Source organism: Zhongshania aliphaticivorans, from assembly GCF_001586255.1.
Taxonomy (GTDB): Bacteria; Pseudomonadota; Gammaproteobacteria; order Pseudomonadales; family Spongiibacteraceae; genus Spongiibacter; species Spongiibacter aliphaticivorans.
In genome coordinates this window covers 1,940,093-1,962,444 of record NZ_CP014544.1, presented here as the reverse complement: position 1 = coordinate 1,962,444, position 22,352 = coordinate 1,940,093, and the positions used below count along the sequence as shown (strand labels likewise).

The window sequence follows — 22,352 nt, the reverse complement described above, 5'->3', positions numbered from 1 at the left end:
GGCTTTATCTGTGGGCAGAGTGCTCGGTGTCAGCCGGGCACTCTGCCCCACGTTATATTCTCCAGCCCTTTCCCTTGCTCGCCGCTCCATATTCTTCAGACATTACCAACAAGTGCCCCCAATTTTTCCATCAGAACCAGCGCGGCATTGTTGTTGAACTGCTGTCCTTCCTCAATGTATTCCCAAACCGTCGCATCGCTTTTCCAGCCTCCTTGCTTTTTAATCAGTTCAAAATCGACTCGCTCTCTTGCAGCCGATGTGGAAAGACCACGCCGGAAGCTATGGCTGCTCAAGTCCGATACGAAATCGAACTGACAGGCATTACCCAGCGTCTTGAGTAATTCATTAATGGCACCGGAATTCAACGCTTTGGGTTGAACCTTATCCCAGCGGTTAATGGGGTCCTAGGGATTTTGCCCCCAAATACTGCAAAAACCGCTGAAGCCCCCGTATTTACTGGCCTCCAAGCCACTATTAATTTTAATTTAGCTCAAGTTTCAGTATCTTCTTCGGCCTTTGGGTCAAAGAATGAGCAGAAACAAGCGACTATCGATTCTCACTGCCGCTGAAATCGAGGATTTATACGGCGTCCCGTCCTTCAACGAATCGTATCAGCGGTTTTACTTCACATTGAATGATAAAGAGCGTGCTGAGCTGGCCAGAATAAGGCAACGCAAGTATCGCTGTATCGCCATCGCATTGTTGGGCTACTTCAAATGCAAGCCCATCTTGCTCAATCCGACATTTAAATCCATGCGGGATGACCTGGAATTTATTGCGCAAAATCACTTCGATGGCCTGAAATTTCGGCGCTTCAGTCTGAAATCTGATCAAAAGTCCCGCATTTATGAGCGGATTTTTTCCATGATCGATTATGAAAATTGGAAAGATCCTGAGCATCAACCCCGGCTTGTTGAACACTTACTGGTCTGCGCTGAAAGCTGGGTCGCGGCGCGTGCTCTCTTTGATGCTGCCATTGAGTTCCTGGCTCACCAGAAAATCGCCATTCCTGCCTATAGCACCCTGCAGAAGATCGTCAGCCAGGTGGTTAACCAGCATCAGCAGCGACTGCATGAGAAGATCGGTGCCGCGTGTAGCCCAAAATTGACGGCTATACTAAATACACTGGTATCCGGTAATGACCAGCTTACGTTAACACAATTGCGCGGCAGCGCGCGCAATTTCACCGGTACCGAGTTGCAGAAAGAACTTGCAGTGTATCACCACATTCAACCGCTGATGGCAGAGGTGACCGCTGTCCTCGACTCGCTTTCTCTGTCTCAAAAAAATCAGCAGCACTATGCCGAACGGATTCACTATTACGGCGCCAAAATAAAACGTCAGTCGCCTGAGAATCAGTGCCTATATCTGCTTTGCTACCTACAGTTTCGATACCAAGAGGGGCTGGAACGGATGGCCGAAGGGTTCATTCATCACGTTCGACAGGTCAAGCAACGAGCGCATCAGCTGGCGCAGGACCGAGTTTATCGGGATTGGCAAAAGGCGGCTACCAATGTGAGTAAAGCTGCGGAAATCTTGCGTCTGTTCGTTGATGATCGTATCGATCCCAATACGTCATTCCACTCTGTACAGAAACAAGCATTCCAGGTTCTCAATGCTAGTGAGCTGAGCTCCGTCTGCCGGTATCTCGGCAATCAGAAGCAGTCGGCGGATGAGGCGTTCTGGCAACACCTGGATACAGAATCTACGTTGAGAACCGGCCTGTTACGATCACTCTTTTGAGGGTCGGCCGTCATTCTGGAAAAATTCGCCAAAGTTCATCTAATTGCATGTTTTTAATATAGTTTTTTACTACATCTTGATGTCCTTACTAGTCTAGTTAAGCTCACTGCGGACTGTGTGGGAGCCTTACACATCGTAAAAAAATTAAGACAATATAAGAAAATACCCAGCAGTCGGTCATCTGTGCTCACCGTCCAACTCTTTATTTTATTTTGGCTCCGGCGCTTTTGTTTTTTCCTCCAGTAAACGATTCATCATATCAGTCTTGATTGAAATTTCTGCTTCCAGTTTGCCTATCGATACCGACGCTTCTGCCTTCCAGGCTTGCAGCTCTTCGTTCAGCTTCTTAACTTTATCGAGTTCCTCTACTTGAGCTGCGAGCTCGGAAAGTTGAATTTTAAGCGAGTCAGACTCTTCCGCTTTGGAATCCAGATCCGTGGTAAGTTTACGTTGCTCGGTTTCCAGCTTTGCTGCTGCTTTCTGTATGGAGCCAAGCTCAGCCGCGAGCCGCCCGTTGTCCTTGTTTAACTGCGTGATATCAGATTGTTTAACTGAAAGAGTTTGATTCAGGGCGCGAATTTCAGACTGAAGCTGTTGGCTGTATTGCTCGTGCTTCCGTTGATCCTGATCGCGCTGTTCTTTTACCGACTGGCGATAATGCTCCATTGCCTCTCGACTGTGGCGATGTTTCTCTTCCAGTGACTCGATTTGGGTTTGTTTTTCAGCTAATAGCTCTCGAAGCTTTTCTTCGGTTTGAGTGGCTTTGGCTTCTTTTGCTTTTAGCTCTTCTTCGGAGGCTTTGCTCTCCTTCAGTTCAGCGAGCGTGCTTTGTAATTCGTGTTCTTTCTCTGAGAACGTTTTATTAATAGAGGCAAGCGAGCTTTCGAGTTCTTGAATTCTACCTGTAAGGGACTGCACTTGGTGCTGATGCTTGGACTGGCTTTCATCAATTGCGGCTTGTGCTTCCTGTTTCAGCGCTGAAGCTAAACGACCAATTAGTTCCTTGATGGGCTGACTGAGCAATGCTTCGTCATCCAGGCGGGCCGAAGCCTCTTCCTCTATCTCTCGTAGGTATCGATGAATGGTGGACTTGGAGCCAGTATTGCCAAGTTCCACGCGAATAGCGTCAATTGAGGGGTTTTCGCCTCGACGGACCAAGGTTTCACGCGCTTTGGATACCAGTGCTTTGTTGACGCCGCCTCTTGCCATATACCACCTCTCACTATATTTCGTACTGTATTACGTACCACGTATATACATACTATATTATATCGCTTTTCGAGACTTGAATAGCTTAAATTTAACTTTAAATAATCAAGAGTTATTGAATGTCAGGTGGATTTCGAGGCGGATTCCTTCAAAATTCAGTACGAATTTGGCACATTCCAACCAATCACGATAATACCCATACCGATCAATGCGATGCAGGCTCCCAGCCAGTCCATAGGAGAAAGTCGTACCCCATCAACCACGCGAAGCCAAACCAACGCTGTCGCCACATAGACCCCGCCATAGGCCGCATATACCCGACCGCTGGCGGCGGGATGCAGTGTTAGCAACCAGACGAATAGCCCAAGGCATAATGCAGCAGGTAACAGAAGCCAGGTAGATCCCCCCTTGCGCAGCCAAAGATAAGGCAAAAAACACCCTACGATTTCCGCAATCGCGGTGAACACGAAAAGGCCAGCAGTTTTGATTAACAGCATACGTCACTCCCTTGGCACGTCATCACGACAAGGCTCATTGTGTAGTTCAAACTCAACGGTTGTGTGACTTAACTCAAACTCGGCCAGCACAGCGGACAAACGGCGTTTTAAATTTCTTTGATCCTCCAGTGATACATCTACTGCAAGTTCGATATGAACCGTTAATACATGGCTTTCGCCATCCAGCGACCACAAATGCAGATGGTGAAAATGTTTAAACTCAGAAATGCTTTTAAGTTTCTCTTCGATTCCTTTTGCAATGCCTTGATCGGGTACGCCCTGTAAAAACAGCTTTAAGGTTGAGCCGATGTTTCGAACAACATTCACCAAAATAAATAAGGTGAAGCCGATCGCTAAAATGGGGTCGAGGATCGGCCACTCCACAAACATCAACACAACTGACACAATAAAAACAGCAACCCATCCGAGGACGTCCTCTAGCAAATGCCAGTTGAGCACTTTTTCATTCAGTGTCTCCCCTTTGCTGAGCTTAAATGCGGCGAACCCATTCACGGCAATACCGAAAATGGACAGCGCCAACATACCTTCTGTTACAGGCATTTCCGGATTGAAAAGACGAGGAATGGATTGATATAACACCCAACCTGAACCGGCGATAAGGACAATACCATTGATGAGCGAACCCAATAGCGATAAACGTTTGTAGCCGTAGGAAAATGAACTGGAAGCGGGCTTTTTTCCCAGTTTCGCGAGGACCCACGCCAAACCAATAGACAAACTATCTCCGAGGTCGTGGACGGCATCCGCCATAATCGCGGTGCTATTGGTCAGCACCCCGCCAATAAACTCAATAATCGTGAATCCAACATTGAGAAAGAATGCCCAGCCGATTCGTGTACTACTGTTGTCGTCGTGTGAATGAGAATGCATTGTTCCTCCAGCTCTTTTCTTTTTCTGTTTAGATTCAAAAAAAGTCGGCTCCGGCTTGTGCCGGAGCCAGACGATTATTTTTTGATTTTATTCTCTCGGCGATGAACCCACTGATACAGTACAGGCAGAACCAACAACGTCAGAATCGTTGACGAAATAATGCCCCCGATAACCACGGTTGCGAGTGGTCGCTGAACTTCTGCACCGGTACCAGTGTTTAAGGCCATGGGGACAAAACCGAGACTGGCCACGAGAGCAGTCATCAACACCGGGCGTAAACGAATCATCGCGCCGTCAATAATTGAGTTGGTCAATTCCCCTGTCTCATGCCAAAGCTGACGTATAAAGGCCAACATCACCAGTCCATTTAGTACCGCCACGCCGGACAGTGCGATAAAACCTATTCCAGCAGAGATCGACAGCGGCATGTCCCGTAAATACAGCGATAAAACACCACCAGTGAGCGCGAGCGGCACACCACTGAATATGATCAACGCATCCTTCACTGAGGCAAAGGCCATGACCAGAATACCCAATATCACCAACAAGGTAATCGGTACTACGACGGACAAGCGCTGGCTGGCAGACTCCAGCTGCTCAAAAGTGCCGCCATAGTCCAGCCAATAACCTGGCGGGATATCCGCGTTTTCACGAACACTCGCTTGTACCTCATTGACGAAACTCCCCAGATCACGTCCACGAACATTAGCGGTGACTACGATGCGGCGCTTACCGTTTTCACGACTGATTTGCGCTGGTGCAGGTGAGATGTCCAAGGTCGCGACTTCTTCGAGGGGCACATAATCCCCGTTCGGGAGTGGTACCGGCAGAAACTTCAAACGGTCGATATCGCGACGCGTTGTTTCCGGCAAGCGCACCACCAGTTCAAAGCGCCGATCACCTTCATAAATAATCCCGGCGGATTCACCGCCAATCGCAGCGGACACCCAATCCTGAAGTTCGGCAACATTCAAACCGTAGCGACCCAGGGCGGTGCGGTTCGGAATAACAGAAAGTGTTGGCAATCCCGTTACTTGTTCAACCCTAGCATCCGCAGCACCTTCAATCGAATTGACGACTTTAAGCACATCGTTGGCTGTTAACACCAACTGATCCAGATCATCTCCGAAAATCTTGATACCGAGATCCGCGCGTACACCGGAAATTAATTCGTTAAACCGCATTTGGATGGGTTGCGTAAACTCATAGTTATTGCCCGGCAACTCCTCTAGGGCTCGCTCCATTTCCTCAACAAGTTCCGCTTTGGTTTTGGACGGGTCTGGCCATTCACTATGCGGTTTTAAGGTCACAAAATTATCGGCGACATTGGGCGGCATCGGATCGGTGGCAACTTCCGCCGTGCCGATTCGGGCGAAGACTTTATCCACCTCAGGAAATGCTTTTATTCTCCGCTCAAGAATTTCCTGCATTTCCACGGCTTGCTCCAAACCTGTGCCTGGAATGCGCATCGCGTGCAATGCAATGTCACCCTCATTCAATTGAGGAATGAACTCTGAACCCAGAGTCGTAGCCAACCATAAACAAGACACCACCAAGACTGAGGCAAAACCGACCACGGCCCAGCGAAACTTTAGAGCGAGATTGAGCAGCGGTTTGTAGGCAGATTTTGCCTTGCTGATAACGATGCTTTCTTTTTCGCTGATTTTGCCGTTCATGAACACGGCAACAGCAGCAGGGACCACCGTTAACGAAAGCACCATAGCAGACAATAACGCCATCACTACGGTCGCCGCCATCGGGTGAAACATCTTGCCTTCCACACCGGTCAAACTAAATATCGGGATATAGACGATAGTGATAATGGCCACACCGAATAAGCTGGGACGAATCACTTCGGAGGTTGCGTCAAAAACAGTGTTCAATCGCTCCCGTAAATCTTGTTGACCGCTTTTGTGCTGATTCTCGGCCAGACGACGAACGCAGTTTTCAACAATAATGACCGCTCCGTCTACGATCAAACCAAAATCGAGTGCCCCTAGGCTCATCAAGTTGGCCGATACACCCGTTTTCACCATGCCGGTGATCGTCATCAACATAGCCAGCGGAATAACCGCCGCTGTGATCAAGGCAGCACGGAAATTGCCCAACAAGAGAAACAGCACCACGATAACCAGTAGTGCGCCTTCCATGAGGTTTTTGGACACGGTGGCAATGGCTTTGTCGACTAGCGCGGTGCGGTCGTAGACGGCTTCAGCCACCACGCCCTCCGGCAATGAGACCTGAATTTCTTCGAGCTTGTTAGCTACGTCTTGGGCGACCGTACGCGAATTAGCGCCGATCAGCATCATGGCAGTACCCAATACCGTTTCTACACCATCTCGCGTAGCGGCACCGGTACGTAGCTCTTTGCCAATCGCAATTTCGGCCACATCTTTTATTTTTATCGGTACAGAGTCATGTTCGGTAATGATCACATTACCGATGTCGTCCACCGTTGCGAGCTGACCTGGCGACCGCACCAAAAGCCGCTGACCGTTTCGTTCGATATAGCCCGCGCCCCGATTGTCATTATTGGCCTGCAAGGCTTGCACGACGTTTTCAACACTAACTTTGTAAAGTAGTAATTTTGTGGGGTCGGGCATCACATGATATTGCTTGTTGTAGCCACCGATGCTGTTGACCTCGATAACGCCTTTTACCTGAGCGAGTTGGGGCTTGATAATCCAGTCCTGAATTTCTCGCAATGCGGTCGCGTTATAGGACTCACCGTTAACCATGCGGGCATCAGGATTGGCTTGCACCGTATACATAAAAATTTCGCCCAAGCCGGTAGAAATCGGCCCCATTTCCGGTTCAAGCCCAGGCGGTAAGGCACTTTTGATTGCACCCAGCCTGGCGTTAATCAGGTTGCGTGCAAAATAGATATCAGTGCCTTCTTCAAACACCACCGTGACTTGAGACAAGCCATAACGTGACAGCGAGCGTGTATAGGAAAGTTTGGGTAAACCCGCTAGCGCAGTTTCTACCGGATACGTGATTCGCTGCTCGGACTCTAGCGGCGAGTAACCCGGAGCAGCCGTGTTAATTTGTACCTGCACATTGGTGATATCGGGTACCGCATCAATGGGGAGCTTTTGATAACTCCACACGCCGACTCCAACGATGACAAAAATAAAACAGAGAATTAACAAGCGCCTTTCAACGGCTAGGCGCACAATAGAATCAATCATAATGCGTCCCTTTTAGTGTTCGTGTTCGGCTTCGGATTTTTCGATATCGGCTTTGATCAGGTAGCTGTTTTTACTGACATATTCATCGCCGGACTCAAGCCCATCGACGACCTCATAAAAATGGTCGTCACTTTGACCCAGCACGAGCGGTTTAAAACGATATTCATCATTGATCTTTACAAAAACACCCTGCCGACCACCAAGTATTTGCACCGACTCTTTTGTAACAGCCAAAGAAACTGGAAAGCGACCGACCTGTACACGCGCTTCTACCATCATTCCCGGAGATAAGGTTTGCTTGCTGTTGTCCAGTTTGACTCGCGCTAACTGATAAGGGGATTCCAGCGAGGGCACAATATGATTTACTGTGGATTCGACACTGCCATCGGCAGTCAGAATATGGACGTCCTGACTTTCTGCAACCGAGGACTGCTGAGCGGGATAGACCCGCAGTTCCGCCCACACAGTGTCAAAGTTAGCAATGGAAAACAGAATTTGATCCTGGGTTACTTCGCCGGTGTTGGCGTGACGCTGAACGATGCGGCCTGAAATAGGCGAGTGGAGTTGGTAAGTCTTAAGGCTTTCATTGGATTCAATTTCCGCCAACAGATCACGGGTTTTTACTCGATCACCAATGGTCACACGTACAGATTTGACTAAGCCTTCGAAGCGGGCACGCACATGACTTAATTGTTCTGGCCCCGACACCAACGAGCCGTAAACAGTAATGGTTTGATTAAGTTCCTGGGAACCTGCACGACTGGTTACGATCCCCACTTGCTGTGCCATCTCGCCATCAATACGACTGCTGTTTTCTTCGCCGTGGCCATGCTCATCCTCTCCATCATCCTCATGGCCATATTCTTTGTGATCTGCCGAGGGATTCTCTTCGTGATTAATATGGTCGCCAGCCGCGTGTAGGTAAGTGCTGAAAACAAGGATTAAGACTGTAAGACCGGTGATAATTGCATTTTTCATAGTCATAAATTCCTGAGGTCTGATGGTGATCAAACCCGATGTAAACGATTGATTTAGCGGTTAAGAGCTTCACTGGATAGCTTTTCTATCAGCGCCTGACAGATGAGAGCTGTCGATGCCGCATCGATACGCGCCTGCTTGGTCGCCAGCAACTCTTCCTGAGCGGCAATCAAATCGAGATAGCGATAACGACCATTTTCGTAAGCTTCACGGGTTAATTTAAGTGCGTTTTCTAGCGCTGGGATCACCACATTTTGGGTTTTATTGGCGGCCGCGATGCTTTGCTTTCTGAGCGACCAGGCTTCAAAAAGTTGGGCATGCAAACGCAAGAGCAGATCCTGTCGGGCATAATCCACGGCATTGCGATTGGCCAGAGCCGCTTTCACTTCACCGCTGTTTCTCTTATTAGAGAACAAGGGAATGGAGAGCCCCACGGTGAATGCTGAATCGCCTGTTTCTTCGAAGCGTTTGATGCCTGCACGCCACGTCAGATCACTGCGTCCACCTGCGCGAGCCAATGTCACTGCGGCATCCCTGATCCGCGCCTCACTTGCAAACACCTGAATAGTCGGGGAAGTTTTTATTCGCGCATACAGCTGCTCAAAGCCTGAATTTTCTCCGAATTCAAAAAGGCTCCCCTCCAGTGTGCTAAATGCCGGGGTGGTGTCACCCCAAAACCGAGCGAGCTGCACTTTCTGGCGCTGAAACTGTTCCTCCAACGAAGCAAGACGGATTTCCGCACGCGCAACGGCGGCTTGCCCACGCATGACTTCCGCTTCAGGTGCCGCTCCCTGTTTGGAGCGTGTTTTGAGGGTTTTTAACAACGATTGGGACAGTGCTAGAGATTCCTCAGCGAGCCGAATGTTGGCCTGGGTTGCCAAGCCCTCTATATAGGCGGTCGTCAGCTCACCGAGCACATCAAGGGTAGTGGCTTGTTGTTCCCATTCCGCCTGATTGATACGAGCATCTGTATAGGAAACGCGGGCCTGACGTTTACCTGCCAGTTCAATCACTGACGATATCGCCAGTGTGGTTTCTGCTGAATCAAATCCTGCCGTACTGCCGGATCCAGCGAAGTTTTCTACCTCAAGTTCAAATGCCATCGCTGGGCGTAAGGCGCTGGTTTGCCTTCGGGCGCTCAGCGCTTCCTGTGTGAATCTGTATTGGTAGAGTTGTGGATTGTTTGACAGCGTGCGGGCTAGCGCGTCATTTAGAGTCAGCTTGGTATCGGCGTACGCAGCATTTGCCGTGATGGTCAAACTGCAGAGTAGAAAAGCAAGCCACGCACAGGGCTTATGGCACCTGTAAAAAGTGAGTAATTGCATGGATAAGTCCTAATATAAGTCGTAATTCCGCAAGTGCGGGTAAAAAACGGTACTTAGGGCTTATGCTTTAGGAGGGCGCAGGATGGTTTCGAAGGTATTGGGAAAAGCGCTTTCCGAATAAAAGGAAACAGGTGATGAACTCTTCGTCAATAAAAGCTGATCGGTAGAGACTAGAATAGCGGGACAAAAATGAGCGTGACCGTGGCAGCAGTGATGACAATCCAATGTCGAAGAGGCCGACGTATCTGTAGTAAGAGTTTTGACGTCGTGTTTTTCAACTTCAAGCACGCCAAGATGTTGATGGGCCTCGTCGAAAGTCACATGCTCAGAACTTGACTGGTGCAGTTGATGTGCGTCGCCCATAGACATACCGGATTGCAAAACAATCAGTGCAAGCAAAAAATATGTCAGGACACGTTTAAGCATTTTTTAATCTATCTGATCACTTGATCTCGAAAACAGGTCGCTATCGTAGCAGAAGTATACGCCGAGCGCCGTTTAAAACAATAAAGCCAATAATAACCCCAACCACCAAATCCGGAATGTGTGATCCCGTCATCGCCACTAGAATGCCGGCAATGATGACGCCGGTATTGGCCAACACATCATTGGCTGAGAATATCCAGCTGGCCTTCATATGTGCCCCTTGGTTACGCGATTTGAAGATTAGCAAGAGGCAAGCAATATTCGCTACCAAGGCAACGGCGCCTGCCCCCATCATGAGTACTGAAACGGGTTCGCTCCCGTAGACAGCTCGCCTAAAGACTTCGAGTAGGACGCCCACAGCAAGCGCGAGCTGTAGCCAGCCAGAGAAATGGGCAGCCTTGAGCTTAAGTCGAGCGGCCTTACCCACCGCATACAGCGACGCACCATAGACCGCAGCATCGGCAAACATATCCAGCGAGTCAGCGATTAAGCCAGTGGATTGCGCCACAATGCCCACGCCAAACTCAAGTGCAAACATGACCGCGTTGATTGCCAGCAACCACCGTAATACCCGCGCCTCTCTTACTTCGTCGGACTTTGCCGTTACCTGGGCTTGCCGAACGGCATCAAAATCTACCGGCTCCAATGAAATCAGTTGTGCCCGAAGACCAACAGAGATCATGGTTTTTTCCACTGTCTCCGCAATATCTGGGTGATATATCCGCACCCTGCGGTTGGAAATGTCGAATTCGAAGGTGAGCCCCTCATCAAAACTAGCAAATGCAGTGCGAATCAGGTTCTCTTCTGACGGGCAATCCATATCAGTGACATGAAACACGCTTACGTGGCTGGCTCCAGCCTGCATATCGCTGTTCGCTTCAGCCTGTGTTGGCGCTGTGCTGCTAGAGCCGCAGCACACTTTCGAATCTGTTGACATAGCCGACTCTTGTTAGATGGATATACCAAGGCTACACTCTATAGTAACAATAGAGTCAAGGGGGAAACCTATGAAAATTGGTGAGCTCGCTAAACGCAGTGGCTGTTCGATCCAAGCGATACGCCACTACGAAAAGGAAGGCTTAATCTCCGAGCCTGCTCGTACTGACGGCAACTTCCGTATATATAGTACTGGCGCGCTTGAAAAATTGTCATTCATCAAGAATTGCCGTGCGCTGGATCTGACGTTAAGCGAAATCAAACACCTCATCTCGCTACAACACTCACCAGGCACACCGTGTGAAGCGGTGAATGACATGATTGATGCTCACCTGCACATTGTCGAGACCCGTATCACGGATCTCCAAAATCTTCAGCGTGATCTAAAGCGGTTGCGACATAAATGTGGTCGCGCACGATCTATCGATCAGTGCGGAATATTAAATGAACTATCGCCAAAATCGCAGCATACGTTTACAGATAACAAAAGGAAGTAAGGGTGACAGACCTTGATCACTATATCCGGGCGGCAACACGCGATAACACGCGTTTAAGTTACCGTGCGGCTGTTGAACATTTTGAAAGTCACTGGGGTGGTTTTCTTCCTGCGACCGCCGATAGCGTGGCTCGCTATTTGGTGGATTATGCAAATACTTTGTCAGTAAACACACTGCGTCAACGACTAGCTGGTCTAGCGGCCTGGCATCTTGATCAGGGCTTTCCTGACCCGACCAAAGCCCCGCATGTAAAAAAAGTGTTAAAGGGCATCGCCGAATTGCACCCAGTCGTCCCAAAGCAAGCCAAACCAATTCAGCTTGACCAGCTAACGCTACTGGTAAGCTCGTTTGATCATTTTATTGAAACTGGCTCACCAAAAGAAGCGCTGCAATCGATCCGGGATAAAGCCCTATTGTTGATCGGTTTCTGGCGTGCGTTCCGCAGTGATGAATTAGCCCGACTTAGTGTAGAGCATATTCAGGCGGAGTCTGGAAAAGGGATGGACATATTTGTCCCCCGCAGTAAAGGCGATCATTCTAGACTGGGGCGGCGATACAAGGCTCCTGCATTAAAACAACTTTGTCCTGTCGAAGCTTATTTAGATTGGGTCAGTGCGGCGCAAATAAAGGTCGGGCCGGTTTTTCGTTCGATTAATCGTTGGGGACATATATCCGAAGACGCACTTCATCCCGCAAGCATCATCGGCATTATTCAGCAGTGCTGTTCACGAGCCGACATAGATGAGGCGAACTTGTTTAGCAGTCACTCTCTAAGAAGAGGTTTCGCCACCTGGGCAAATGCGCAAGGTTGGGATACGAAATCCTTGATGGAATACGTGGGTTGGAAAGATGTTCAGTCCGCGATGCGATACATAGACTCGCCAGATCCATTTGCTCAGTATCGTACAGAAACGGGAATTGCTACGGTAATTGCGCCAATCGAACAAGATGAACAAAAAACCATCCAAACGCTATTGGAGGTTCTTCTCGTTCTAGAGCCTTATAGCAAGCTTTCCAAGCGCACTGACAGAGCAAAAAAATTAATCGAGGGGTATTGCTTGTCGCCGTTGTCAATGAATAAAGTCAATTTAGAAGGAAGGCATTACGAGATTATGGTCGAGCACAGTGACTACGATTCATTGGATGAAATCCTAGATGAACTACTTCACCGAATGCACGAGATCGCGTCAGAGAATCAATGCATGCTGGAGGTTAGCGTTCGCGATCCTCGCACCGATAAACACTGGGATTAACAGACTCTGTTTTTAAAGGAATTTGAAATATGAGCAGTCTGCATGAAACTGCCTATCCTCGACTGCGCAACACCATCACAGATAAAGAGCTCAAGGAGTATTACACTCCAACACCAGAAGAACTAATACTGATCTCATCAGAAAAAAGGCCGATTCTACGTGTCGGGCTCATTCTGAATTTAAAATTACTTCAACGACTCGGATACTTTGTGCCTGTGGCCTCAGTGCCACGCTCGATTATGCAGCATGTGCTCGATGCGATGGGTATAAAACGACCGATTACTCTTAAACAGCTCAAAGACTACGACCGGTCGGGGTCTCGATCACGTCAGCAACAACAATTAAGGGAATATCTCGGCATAAAGCCATTCGATTTAAGCGACCAGCCTTGGCTCACTCAAATTGCTGAAAATGCATCAGAGACAAAAGAGATGCTCGCAGATATCATCAACGTGATGCTAGAGGAATTGGCGCATCATCATTTCGAGCTGCCCGGATTTACAGTCCTCAAACGAATCGCTCGCGCAGCAAGAAATAAAGTCAATGATGCCTGTTTTCGCGAGATTGGACTGGATCTCTCGCCAGAAGCCAAACAAAAAATTGATGAATTACTGAACCCGTCCGATGGCGCTTACAGTGCCTGGAATATTCTTAAACGTGAACCCAAAAAGCCGGGTAACAAAGAAGTTCGAAGTTATCTTCAGCATGTTCATTGGCTCCAAACATTAGGTGAAACTCTCCCTGAGGCCAACATTCCGGTTGTGAAATATCGGCAGTTTGCCCTAGAGGCTCGTGCATTAACAGCCCCCGAAATGGCACGACTCAAAGTCCATAAGCGCTATGCACTTGCCGTAATATTGATTCGCCAACAACATAGTAAAGCCTTGGACGATGTTGCAAACTTGTATATCAAGATGCTGCGAAGCATGGAAGCTGGTGCCCAGGCCGCATTGAACAAATATATCCTGGAGCACCAAAAACAAATCGATGCCTTGATTGCAAAATTTCGCGACGTTCTTATCGCTTACGACCAAGATTCTGAACAATTAGCCAAACTGCAAGCGATTGGAGGTGTCTTGGGCGATGACGCTAGCGCGCTGATTGATCGTTGCAATCAGCACATTGCTTATGCCGGAAACAATTACTACCCCTTCATGTTAAGCAATTACCGCCAGAAACGCGCTTTGCTTTTCAATTGTCTGGATATACTGGATTTGCAATCAAGCTCCAGCGATACCAGCAGCACGACATTGCTTATCCTGCTAAAGAGTTTGCGTAGTACTCGATCAGAATTTATCAGCGAAGAGACACTTAATCAGCATTTGCCTGAGCCATTTGATACCAGTTGGTTTACAGAAAAATGGCGCAAGCTGATCCTGTCGAACACGAAGAACGAAACCGGAATAACTCAACGACTTTTCCATAGAAAATACCTTGAACTCTGTTTGTTGTTACACATCAAGCACGAGCTCTCATCGGGCGATTTGTATATTCCGTTTAGCGTCGAATTTGATGACTATCGCGAGCAACTGGTGGACGATGAAACATTGGATGACGAATTAGACGAGTATAGTGAACAGGTGGAGATGCCACTGAATAATGCGCATTTGTTTGTTACTAACTTAAAGCAGGAGCTATCAGATCGATCAAAACAGGTAGACGAGCGATTTCCTGCCAATCTTCACGCCTCGATCAAAGAGGGTAAGCTGTCGATCAGTCCGATAAGAAGTGAACAACCGTTAGCCGAACTGCAAAAACTCGATGCACTGATTACGGAAAACCTCCCTGAAGTAAGCATTATTGACATCCTTACCGACACTGAAAAGTGGCTTGGTCTGCATAAACTATTTGGGCCGTTGTCAGGGAATGAATTACGTATAGATGAACCCGAAAAGCGTTTCATCACCACGTTATTTTGCTATGGCTGTAATCTAGGGCCAGTTCAAACAGCCAAGTCTGTGAAGAATATCAGCAGAAAGCAGATTGCCTGGCTCAACCTTAGACATGCTTCCGAAGATCGCTTGGACAAAGCGATCACCCAAGTCGTCAATGCTTACAATAAATTTGATCTACCTAAATACTGGGGCAGCGGCAAGCACGCGTCGGCTGATGGAACGATGTGGGATCTGTACGAACAGAACCTGTTAACGGAATACCATATTCGATATGGCGGTTATGGTGGTATTGGTTACTACCATGTTTCCGATACCTACATTGCATTGTTCAGTCATTTTATTCCATGCGGTGTCTATGAAGCGGTGTACATACTAGACGGACTAATGAACAACAAATCTGACATCCAGCCCGATACGTTACATGGCGACACACAGGCGCAAAGCTATCCAGTATTTGGTTTGTCACATTTGCTGGGCATCAATCTCATGCCTCGAATCCGCAACATTCAGGATTTGTTGCTTTTCCGACCTGACAATCGATATCGATACAAAAGTATTGAGCCCTTGTTTGCAGGAAGCATAGACTTCAAATTAATCGAGCGGCATCTTCGAGATATGCTTCGCGTCGTCATATCGATCAAGAAAGGCAAAATTACCGCCTCAACGATTTTGCGTAGGCTTGGGACCTACAGTCGTAGAAACAAGCTATATTTGGCATTTAAAGAGCTGGGAAAGGCGATAAGAACACTCTTTTTACTGCGCTATATCGATGAAATTGAGCTTCGAAAAACCATTCAATCAGCCACAAACAAAAGTGAGGAATTTAACGGTTTTATTAAATGGCTCTTTTTTGGAGGTGAGGGCATCATTGCAGAAAACGTCCGTCATGAGCAGCGGAAAATCGTTAAATACAACCAGCTAGTAGCTAATATGGTGATTCTCTATAACGTTGAGAAAATGACCCATGTTCTGAAGCATTTGTCGAAAGAGGGTGTGATAATCAACAAAGAGCTGCTTAATGGGCTCTCACCATACCGAAATTCTAATATTAATCGCTTTGGTGACTACAATTTGGATCTGGAAAAAGTAATTCCGCCGCTGGATTTTGGAATCAAGATACTGGAGACAGAAAAAGCGAAATAAGACTTATATATCAATAATTTAAGGTACAATTGGCGAATTTTTCCAGAATGACGGCCGACCCTCAAGAAAGCCAGCATTGTCCTGCAAAGGGTATATCTGCAGTATGTTCTGAAAGAACGTGGTGTTTGCGCTTAGCGCTAGGAATAGGGCGACGGCAATCAATAGCTGATATGACGTTAGGCGACGGCCAAAGTGCATTGTTATAGCTTCTCGTTACGTAGGTGGAGTGTTGGGAGAAGCGCTTTTGCTAATCCACATTCAGTCAATGTACGTAACGATAGGCTATAATTCTTAAGATAGTCTTAAGTGGGCTTGTCTAAAATTCCTAATTGGGCATTTTTGTCTATAAGTTGAATCTGGGGGGTTATGACGCTGGTTTGCGCCAGAGAACTAATGTTCGCTATTTCGGGTGGGAATTGGCCTAACGAATTATCATGGGGGCCGTCTGGCAAAAAGGGCTCCAGCAGACTCAAAAATTCCGATACCCTGACGTATTGGAAATAGGGCGTGCGGGGTGCTAGAATACTGATAGTCGATTATATACTCTTATCTGTAGATGTCAGGAAAATTCATGGCCATCCCTAAACCTGTCCCGCTGTACCCCACATACAAAGACCTCAAAGATGTAAGGATTGAAGAGTTTCCTGACCTCGTAGCGGTTTTAGCCGATACCGATCAATGGAAATATAAAGCGTGGCTATGGGGTCAGGAATTTCTATCTTATATTGGCCGCAACAAATCAGAACACACATTTACGCGATTTCGTTCTGAAGTCGAGAAATTTCTCCTCTGGGCATTTCTCATCAAGGATAAGCCAGTCGACCAATACCGAAAAGCCGATATTTTGGAATATGCAGATTTCTGCTGGCGACCGCCATTAACGTGGATATGTTTATCGAATGTTGAGAAATTTCTGATTAAAGGCGGCCTGTACACAAGTAACACTGAATGGGCACCATTCCGGCTGATGATTGCCAAAGGCGACATATCAAAGCCGGACAAGAAAAAATACCGTCCCTCGCAAGAAACCTTACAAGCGACGTTTACCGCCGTTAATGCCTTCTATAAACATCTAACTGATGAAGAATACTGCTACGGCAACCCTGTTCAATTAGCCAAGAAGGATTGTCGATATTTGATCAAAGATGCACAGGTCAAGGACGTAAAACGCTTAACGGAAGACCAGTGGAATTTCCTGCTGGAGGTTGCTCATACCATGGCCGATGACGACTCGCGATATGAGCGAAGCCTGTTTCTCATTGCATCATTAAAAACCCTTTTTCTGCGCATTTCTGAGTACTCAGATCGCGCAGAATGGTCGCCCACCATGAGTCACTTTTGGAAGGATAATGACAACAATTGGTGGCTGAAGATCTATGGTAAAGGCAGGAAAGTCCGCGATATTACGGTTCCTCCAAGCTTTCTAAGCTATTTAACACGCTACCGGCTCTACCGAGGCTTAAACAAGTTACCTGTGCCTGGTGAAAACCACCCTATTATTGAAAAACTCAGAGGTCGTGGGGGAATGACGGCGCGACAATTATCAAGGTTAGTGCAGGAAGTATTTGATCAAGCATACGACCAAATGAAAGCACGCTACGGCGAAGATAATGCCAGTAATTTCAAGGAAGCAACGTCACATTGGCTACGGCATACCGGTGCGAGTTTAGAGATCGAACGCGGCCGCTCACTTAAAGACGTATCCGAGGATCTGGGCCACGCGAGTATGTCCACCACCGACACCGTTTATGTCCAGACTGATGACAAAAAGCGAGCTGCTAGTGGTAAAGAGCGCAATGTTTAGCCTTATAGGTGCAACATTCTGCCAATTAACCGCCGGTACTTTTGAGCCGAGTTGGAACACCATGCTGCCTATATTATTCTACTAACTGGCTAATCATGTGATTAAAAGTAACGCACAAGGCCAGCGCTACCTGGCAATAATTTATTGATCGACAGCGTAGAAAGAGCGGCTACAATCGTCACAACTAATGTTCAACTTCGTCTTTCCATAAATCTTGGTACCACAACCTTCGCAAATATATTTTATTCGAGTCGGTTTCTTTGGCGCTTCGTGGATGACAAACGCATCTGGGGCCATTCCTGCGAGAGTCTCACGGTCTTGATAACCTTCATAGTTGACCAAAGTTCGAACCGCGCCATTCTCGATCAACCCTTGGGTTAGTTCTGAGGGAAGCGTACTTTCAGATTTCAATTTCAATCCACCGGCCACTGCTTGATGTTCGTCTTTCCTAGGAAACGCAGCTATAACGGGGTTATATAACCTTGGTAAAGCCTTTCTATCAAACCAAGGGAAGTCGAACTTAATACTCTCAGTCAACGCTTCAAACGCCTTAATGAATTGTCCCTCTTCAATAATGTAGTCACCCATCGCCTGTCCTAGAATTTCGCCTCCTGGCTCACCCGTTGACGATGGCATTAGACCAACGCTCATCATTTTCTTTGCCCACTCTAGGTTGTGATAGCCCTTTCGACTGGGTTTACCATATTGATGCTGCCAGCAATGGACCATTTCATGGACTAACGTTTGACAAATTTCAATCAGGCGGGAACTGGCCAAAAACGAGGGGTTAATAGCGATTTCATTACGTGTATCACCGGCTGCATTTCCCCACCGCTCAGGTGAAAAGTACCCCATTATTCCGCTTTTTCGTTGAAACGTAAAAATCACTTCGGGTAGGGCTTTATCGAACAATTCGCTATTGAAATGCCCGTAAGCTTTTTCTAAGGCTTGATAAAGGTCTGTGGTTGGATTCATTGACTGCGCATTTAATAGAAATAACACACATTACATCCTTCAGCTTATTGAAGAAAGGAAAAAGCGCGCCAAACCAGCCTTATAGGAATAACAAATCCCGACATTATAACCAAAATCTAGTTAATTTGTTTTGTACAAAACATTTTCAGCGTTGGTTATATGAAAAGAAGGCAATATAAAATAATCTAATAACTAGGAAAAGGAGCCAATCTTGTCAGATTTAATCATATTAAGCCGACATCGTCGAAGAATATTCGACAGTATCCCAAGCCTAACAGTCGATGAGCGGATGGTTTATATAAACCTTGATACGGTTACCCGCAAATACCTGCGTAATAAGAAATCTCACCGTAAAGTTGGCTACTTACTTCACAAAGCATATTTTCAGTCCAAAGGCAGGTTCTTCGATTTATCAACCGCACATAAACGAGATATAAATTCAGCTGTAAAACGTTTGAACTTGGGCTCTAGCTACTCTTTTGAGCCTAGCGAGTACTCTACGACGCTACAAAATGAAGACAAGCAACACATTCTGCAGGCACATGGTTGGCATGCTTATAAATCTTCTTTCGCAAATGAACTGATGGGTGTAGCTCGGTTACTGGTTGCACGGAGGTATGAGGCCGAAAGAATCTTATTCTCGTTGTTGGATCACTGCTGGGCTAAGCGCGTAAGTATCCCTTCTTATGCAACGTTAACGAAGATCGTTACCGAGAGTATGCGGGAATATGAGTCATCCGTGCTGGATAAATGGCATCAGCACAGCACTAGCTCCCTTCGGGAATTGCTTTTAAACCAAGTTCATTCAAACAAAACGTCGTTCTCACTAAGTCATCTAAAAACAATCGATCAGGACGACTCCCTTCAAGCAATGAGCAGGAATGCAAGAATACTTTCATACTGTCGCGATATGTTTTTTGCTGCTGAATCGAGCTTGACGTCTGTTAATCTAATGCCGGAAGGCATTCGTCATTTTTCAGACCAAATCAGCAAGAATGATATTGCTCAATTACGTCGCCAAAAGAACGAAGCAAATTTAAGTCTTAATCTAGCCTGCTTTGTCCAAGACCAATTCTATCAACGGCAAGACGCCACCTTCATCGCATTCAAGAAGGTGATTCGAAGTGCCGTCAATATGGCAAAGAAGAAAGATCAGACTGTTAAAGCGCAACGTGAGGAGGAACATCTAGAAGCGAATCGGCAAGTTGTAGATACAGCCAAACAATCGCGCGCCGTGATTCGGGAAATTTACACCATTTCCAAAGACGGAAAAAAGCCACTTTCGCAACGAAATGAGCAAGTAATCCATTTGATTGAAGCTTTCTTTGGGGAAGGTGACGAGGACGACATCAGCCGCGTGTTCGACACATTCGAAAATGACTTGATCAATATGCAAAAACGTAAGGGGTATTACCATTATCTGTTTGATCAACATACGAGCCTAATACGCAAGCTTTCTCCTGCACTTCGAGCATTAACCTTTGACAGTGAGAATTCCAACCCTGATCTCATCGAGGCTATCGAGTACTTTCGTTCTAACGAAAGCGAGTCCAATAAAAAAGCTCCCACCGAGTTTTTGAATGAATCAGAAAAAGAGCTCGTCATGGAAGAGTCTAATTTACCCACCATTTCACGCTGGAAAATACTTCTATTTTGCGCGGTTATAATAGGGATTCGAGACAAGAAATTAATTTTAAAATACTCGTATAAATACAGAGAGGACCAAAGCTACTTGATCCCCCTGCAGGAATGGCTTGCAGATCGGGAAACATTGATTCGCCGAGCAAATCTTGAGTCGTTTGTCGACGGACCACAGGTCTTGGAGAAAATCGGTCGTCACCTGAATCAACAGTACTACTGCGTGAACGACATGATTGATCGGAATGAGATCGAGGGATTTCAGAAGCGACCATCAGGTTGGTTGCTGAAGAAATTAGACGCCGATTACGATAATTCGAAATTCATACCAACACTGCTGAGCAACCATAAAGCGGTGACACTTTACGAACTGTTGGCCGAGATAGATAAATACTCGGAGTTTTCTAAGGTATTGCAAACTGATAAATCGGGAAAAGAATTATCTAGCATCAAACTAAAACAAGTTTATGCCACTATCATGAGTTTAGGCACTAACCTTGGACACCACAATATGGCCAGAGCTGCCCGGAATATATCTGAAAAGCAACTGCGTGACACTGAGAAACAGTGGTTATCCCCCTCTTCACTCTCGAAAGCCAATGAAGCTATGGTGTCATTTATTCAGTCACTGCCTCTGCCGAAGGTGTTCCACAACAATGAAGGTGAATTACATACTAGTAGCGACGGCAAAAAAATTACAGTTGCTGTTAATTCCCTTCTAGCCAATTTCTCTTATAAATATTACGGCAAAGAACAAGGTATCACTGCGAACTCTTATACAGATGAATTCCAAGCGTTCTTTAACATCAATGTTCATACTTCATCTGATCGTGAAGCCGCATCAATGCTCGACGGTATGGTTGAATCAACGCGGGCGCTGTATCCAGAGGGTGAAATGAGACACTGGCATTCAACAGACCAGCACGGCTTTACCGAAGCAGTGTTTGCAGGAATGCATTTTATAAATGTGTCGTTTGCACCCCGATTTGCCAAAATCCATAAACAAGCCTTATGTACCTATGACGACAAAACTAAACAGGCCATGAAAGGGCGTGTATTGAAGCCAGGAAGCACCATTAATAGGAAAAGTATCTTAAGCCAATGGGATAAAGTTCTACATCTCATGGCATCAATCAAACTTGGTTATTGCTCTGCAGCACATATATTCAGGATGATGTCAGCTCAATCACCAAAATCAGATGTTTATAAAGCCCTTCAGGGCTTTGGTCAATTATTGAAGTCCTCTTACATTCTAAGTTATTTAGAGCACCCAGAAATACGCCGCCATGTTCAAAAGCAATTAAATCGGGTCGAACATGGCCAGAAACTATCTGAAGCGGTCTTTTTTGCACGTCAAGGAAAGCTAAGGGTGGGTACTGAAAGTGATATACAGAAAGCGATGTTGTGTAAGACTCTTCTTAAGAACGCCATTATTATCTGGAATTACCTGTTCCTTTCTGACTATTGTTGTCAGCTAGATGATAGTCAGCGCCAAGAGGTAATTAATTCAATTTCTAATGGCTCAGTCATAGCATGGGCGCACGTCAATATGCACGGGGTATACGATTTTGACAGGTTGCCAAGTAAATCATTTAAATCAACGATTACTCAAATGAGAGCTTTGAAAGTTGCATGAACTTTATCAGCATATTAATTCAATTAAAACAATGAGTTAATGTATTATTTCAGGCCAACTTCTCTGGAAACAGTCAAACACCCAGTGTATCTAGCGTATAGGCCAATAATTAAGAAACACTTAAGATTGGCGAAGTACCGAACATCAATAACTTCGCATAATGTATATTATGTTAAATACAAAAATAAGCTGATCTAACTTATGCTGGATATCTAGTCACCTGCGGAAGAAATACCGCCAAACGATAATGACGGCGCTACTCATTAGTATTACTGACGCCACATAGAACACGGACTCAAACACAGTAAACCAGTC

General features: G+C 46.5%; 14 protein-coding genes and 2 pseudogenes. 6 read left to right on the top strand and 10 right to left on the bottom strand.

Annotated elements, in window-relative coordinates:
- Positions 1–95: 95 nt before the first annotated feature.
- Positions 96–398 (bottom strand): annotated as a pseudogene (locus AZF00_RS08680) (tyrosine-type recombinase/integrase); the annotation flags it as partial.
- A gap of 130 nt (positions 399–528) precedes the next feature.
- Here AZF00_RS08680 and AZF00_RS08675 point away from each other — a divergent pair.
- Positions 529–1,740: pseudogene (locus tag AZF00_RS08675) on the top strand (DUF4158 domain-containing protein); the annotation flags it as partial.
- 210 nt (positions 1,741–1,950) lie between these two features.
- Here AZF00_RS08675 and AZF00_RS08670 read toward each other — a convergent pair.
- The 8 genes from AZF00_RS08670 to AZF00_RS08640 all read right to left on the bottom strand — a co-directional run bounded on the left by AZF00_RS08670 (position 1,951) and on the right by AZF00_RS08640 (position 11,197).
- Positions 1,951–2,952: a DNA-binding protein gene (locus AZF00_RS08670; protein WP_008251014.1), complete on the bottom strand. Its 1,002-nt coding sequence runs from the start codon at positions 2,950–2,952 to the stop codon at positions 1,951–1,953.
- 155 nt (positions 2,953–3,107) lie between these two features.
- Positions 3,108–3,449: a YnfA family protein gene (locus AZF00_RS08665; RefSeq protein ID WP_008251016.1), complete on the bottom strand. Its 342-nt coding sequence runs from the start codon at positions 3,447–3,449 to the stop codon at positions 3,108–3,110.
- Positions 3,450–3,452: 3 nt separating this feature from the next.
- A complete protein-coding gene (locus tag AZF00_RS08660; RefSeq protein WP_062383532.1) occupies positions 3,453–4,340 on the bottom strand; it encodes a cation diffusion facilitator family transporter in 888 nt (295 codons plus the stop codon).
- A 74-nt stretch (positions 4,341–4,414) separates the two neighbouring features.
- On the bottom strand, positions 4,415–7,531 hold the full coding sequence (locus tag AZF00_RS08655; protein WP_008251023.1) for an efflux RND transporter permease subunit: 3,117 nt from the start codon (positions 7,529–7,531) through the stop codon (positions 4,415–4,417).
- Positions 7,532–7,543: 12 nt separating this feature from the next.
- Positions 7,544–8,509 carry an efflux RND transporter periplasmic adaptor subunit gene (locus tag AZF00_RS08650; protein ID WP_008251025.1) on the bottom strand — a complete coding sequence of 322 codons (966 nt, stop codon included), beginning with the start codon at positions 8,507–8,509 and terminating at the stop codon, positions 7,544–7,546.
- Between the two features lie 53 nt (positions 8,510–8,562).
- Positions 8,563–9,834 (bottom strand): TolC family protein, encoded by a 1,272-nt coding sequence (locus tag AZF00_RS08645; RefSeq protein ID WP_008251026.1) that lies wholly within the window; start codon positions 9,832–9,834, stop codon positions 8,563–8,565.
- Between the two features lie 60 nt (positions 9,835–9,894).
- Entirely contained in the window at positions 9,895–10,260 is a 366-nt protein-coding gene (locus AZF00_RS19155) for a hypothetical protein (protein WP_081482686.1), read from the bottom strand.
- A gap of 40 nt (positions 10,261–10,300) precedes the next feature.
- Positions 10,301–11,197 (bottom strand): cation efflux transmembrane domain-containing protein, encoded by an 897-nt coding sequence (locus tag AZF00_RS08640; protein WP_008251027.1) that lies wholly within the window; start codon positions 11,195–11,197, stop codon positions 10,301–10,303.
- Positions 11,198–11,267: 70 nt separating this feature from the next.
- Between AZF00_RS08640 and cadR the strand changes: the two genes are divergently transcribed.
- The 4 genes from cadR (at position 11,268) to AZF00_RS08620 (ending at position 17,788) form a co-directional block, all read left to right on the top strand.
- On the top strand, positions 11,268–11,693 hold the full coding sequence (gene cadR, locus AZF00_RS08635) for a Cd(II)/Pb(II)-responsive transcriptional regulator (protein WP_008251028.1): 426 nt from the start codon (positions 11,268–11,270) through the stop codon (positions 11,691–11,693).
- Positions 11,694–11,695: 2 nt separating this feature from the next.
- Positions 11,696–12,946, top strand: coding sequence for a site-specific integrase (locus tag AZF00_RS08630; protein WP_008251029.1), 1,251 nt, complete (start codon positions 11,696–11,698; stop codon positions 12,944–12,946).
- A gap of 29 nt (positions 12,947–12,975) precedes the next feature.
- Positions 12,976–15,984 carry a Tn3 family transposase gene (locus tag AZF00_RS08625; RefSeq protein ID WP_008251030.1) on the top strand — a complete coding sequence of 1,003 codons (3,009 nt, stop codon included), beginning with the start codon at positions 12,976–12,978 and terminating at the stop codon, positions 15,982–15,984.
- Positions 15,985–16,555: 571 nt separating this feature from the next.
- On the top strand, positions 16,556–17,788 hold the full coding sequence (locus AZF00_RS08620) for a tyrosine-type recombinase/integrase (RefSeq protein WP_008248003.1): 1,233 nt from the start codon (positions 16,556–16,558) through the stop codon (positions 17,786–17,788).
- A 141-nt stretch (positions 17,789–17,929) separates the two neighbouring features.
- On the opposite strand, the gene AZF00_RS08615 is transcribed toward AZF00_RS08620, so the two are convergent.
- Positions 17,930–18,790 carry a SprT-like domain-containing protein gene (locus AZF00_RS08615; protein ID WP_008248002.1) on the bottom strand — a complete coding sequence of 287 codons (861 nt, stop codon included), beginning with the start codon at positions 18,788–18,790 and terminating at the stop codon, positions 17,930–17,932.
- Between the two features lie 184 nt (positions 18,791–18,974).
- On the opposite strand from AZF00_RS08615, the gene AZF00_RS08610 reads away from it, so the two are divergent.
- The gene (locus AZF00_RS08610) at positions 18,975–22,037 is read left to right on the top strand and encodes a Tn3 family transposase (protein WP_082793659.1); all 3,063 of its coding nucleotides are present in this window, start codon (positions 18,975–18,977) and stop codon (positions 22,035–22,037) included.
- Positions 22,038–22,352 lie beyond the last annotated feature (315 nt).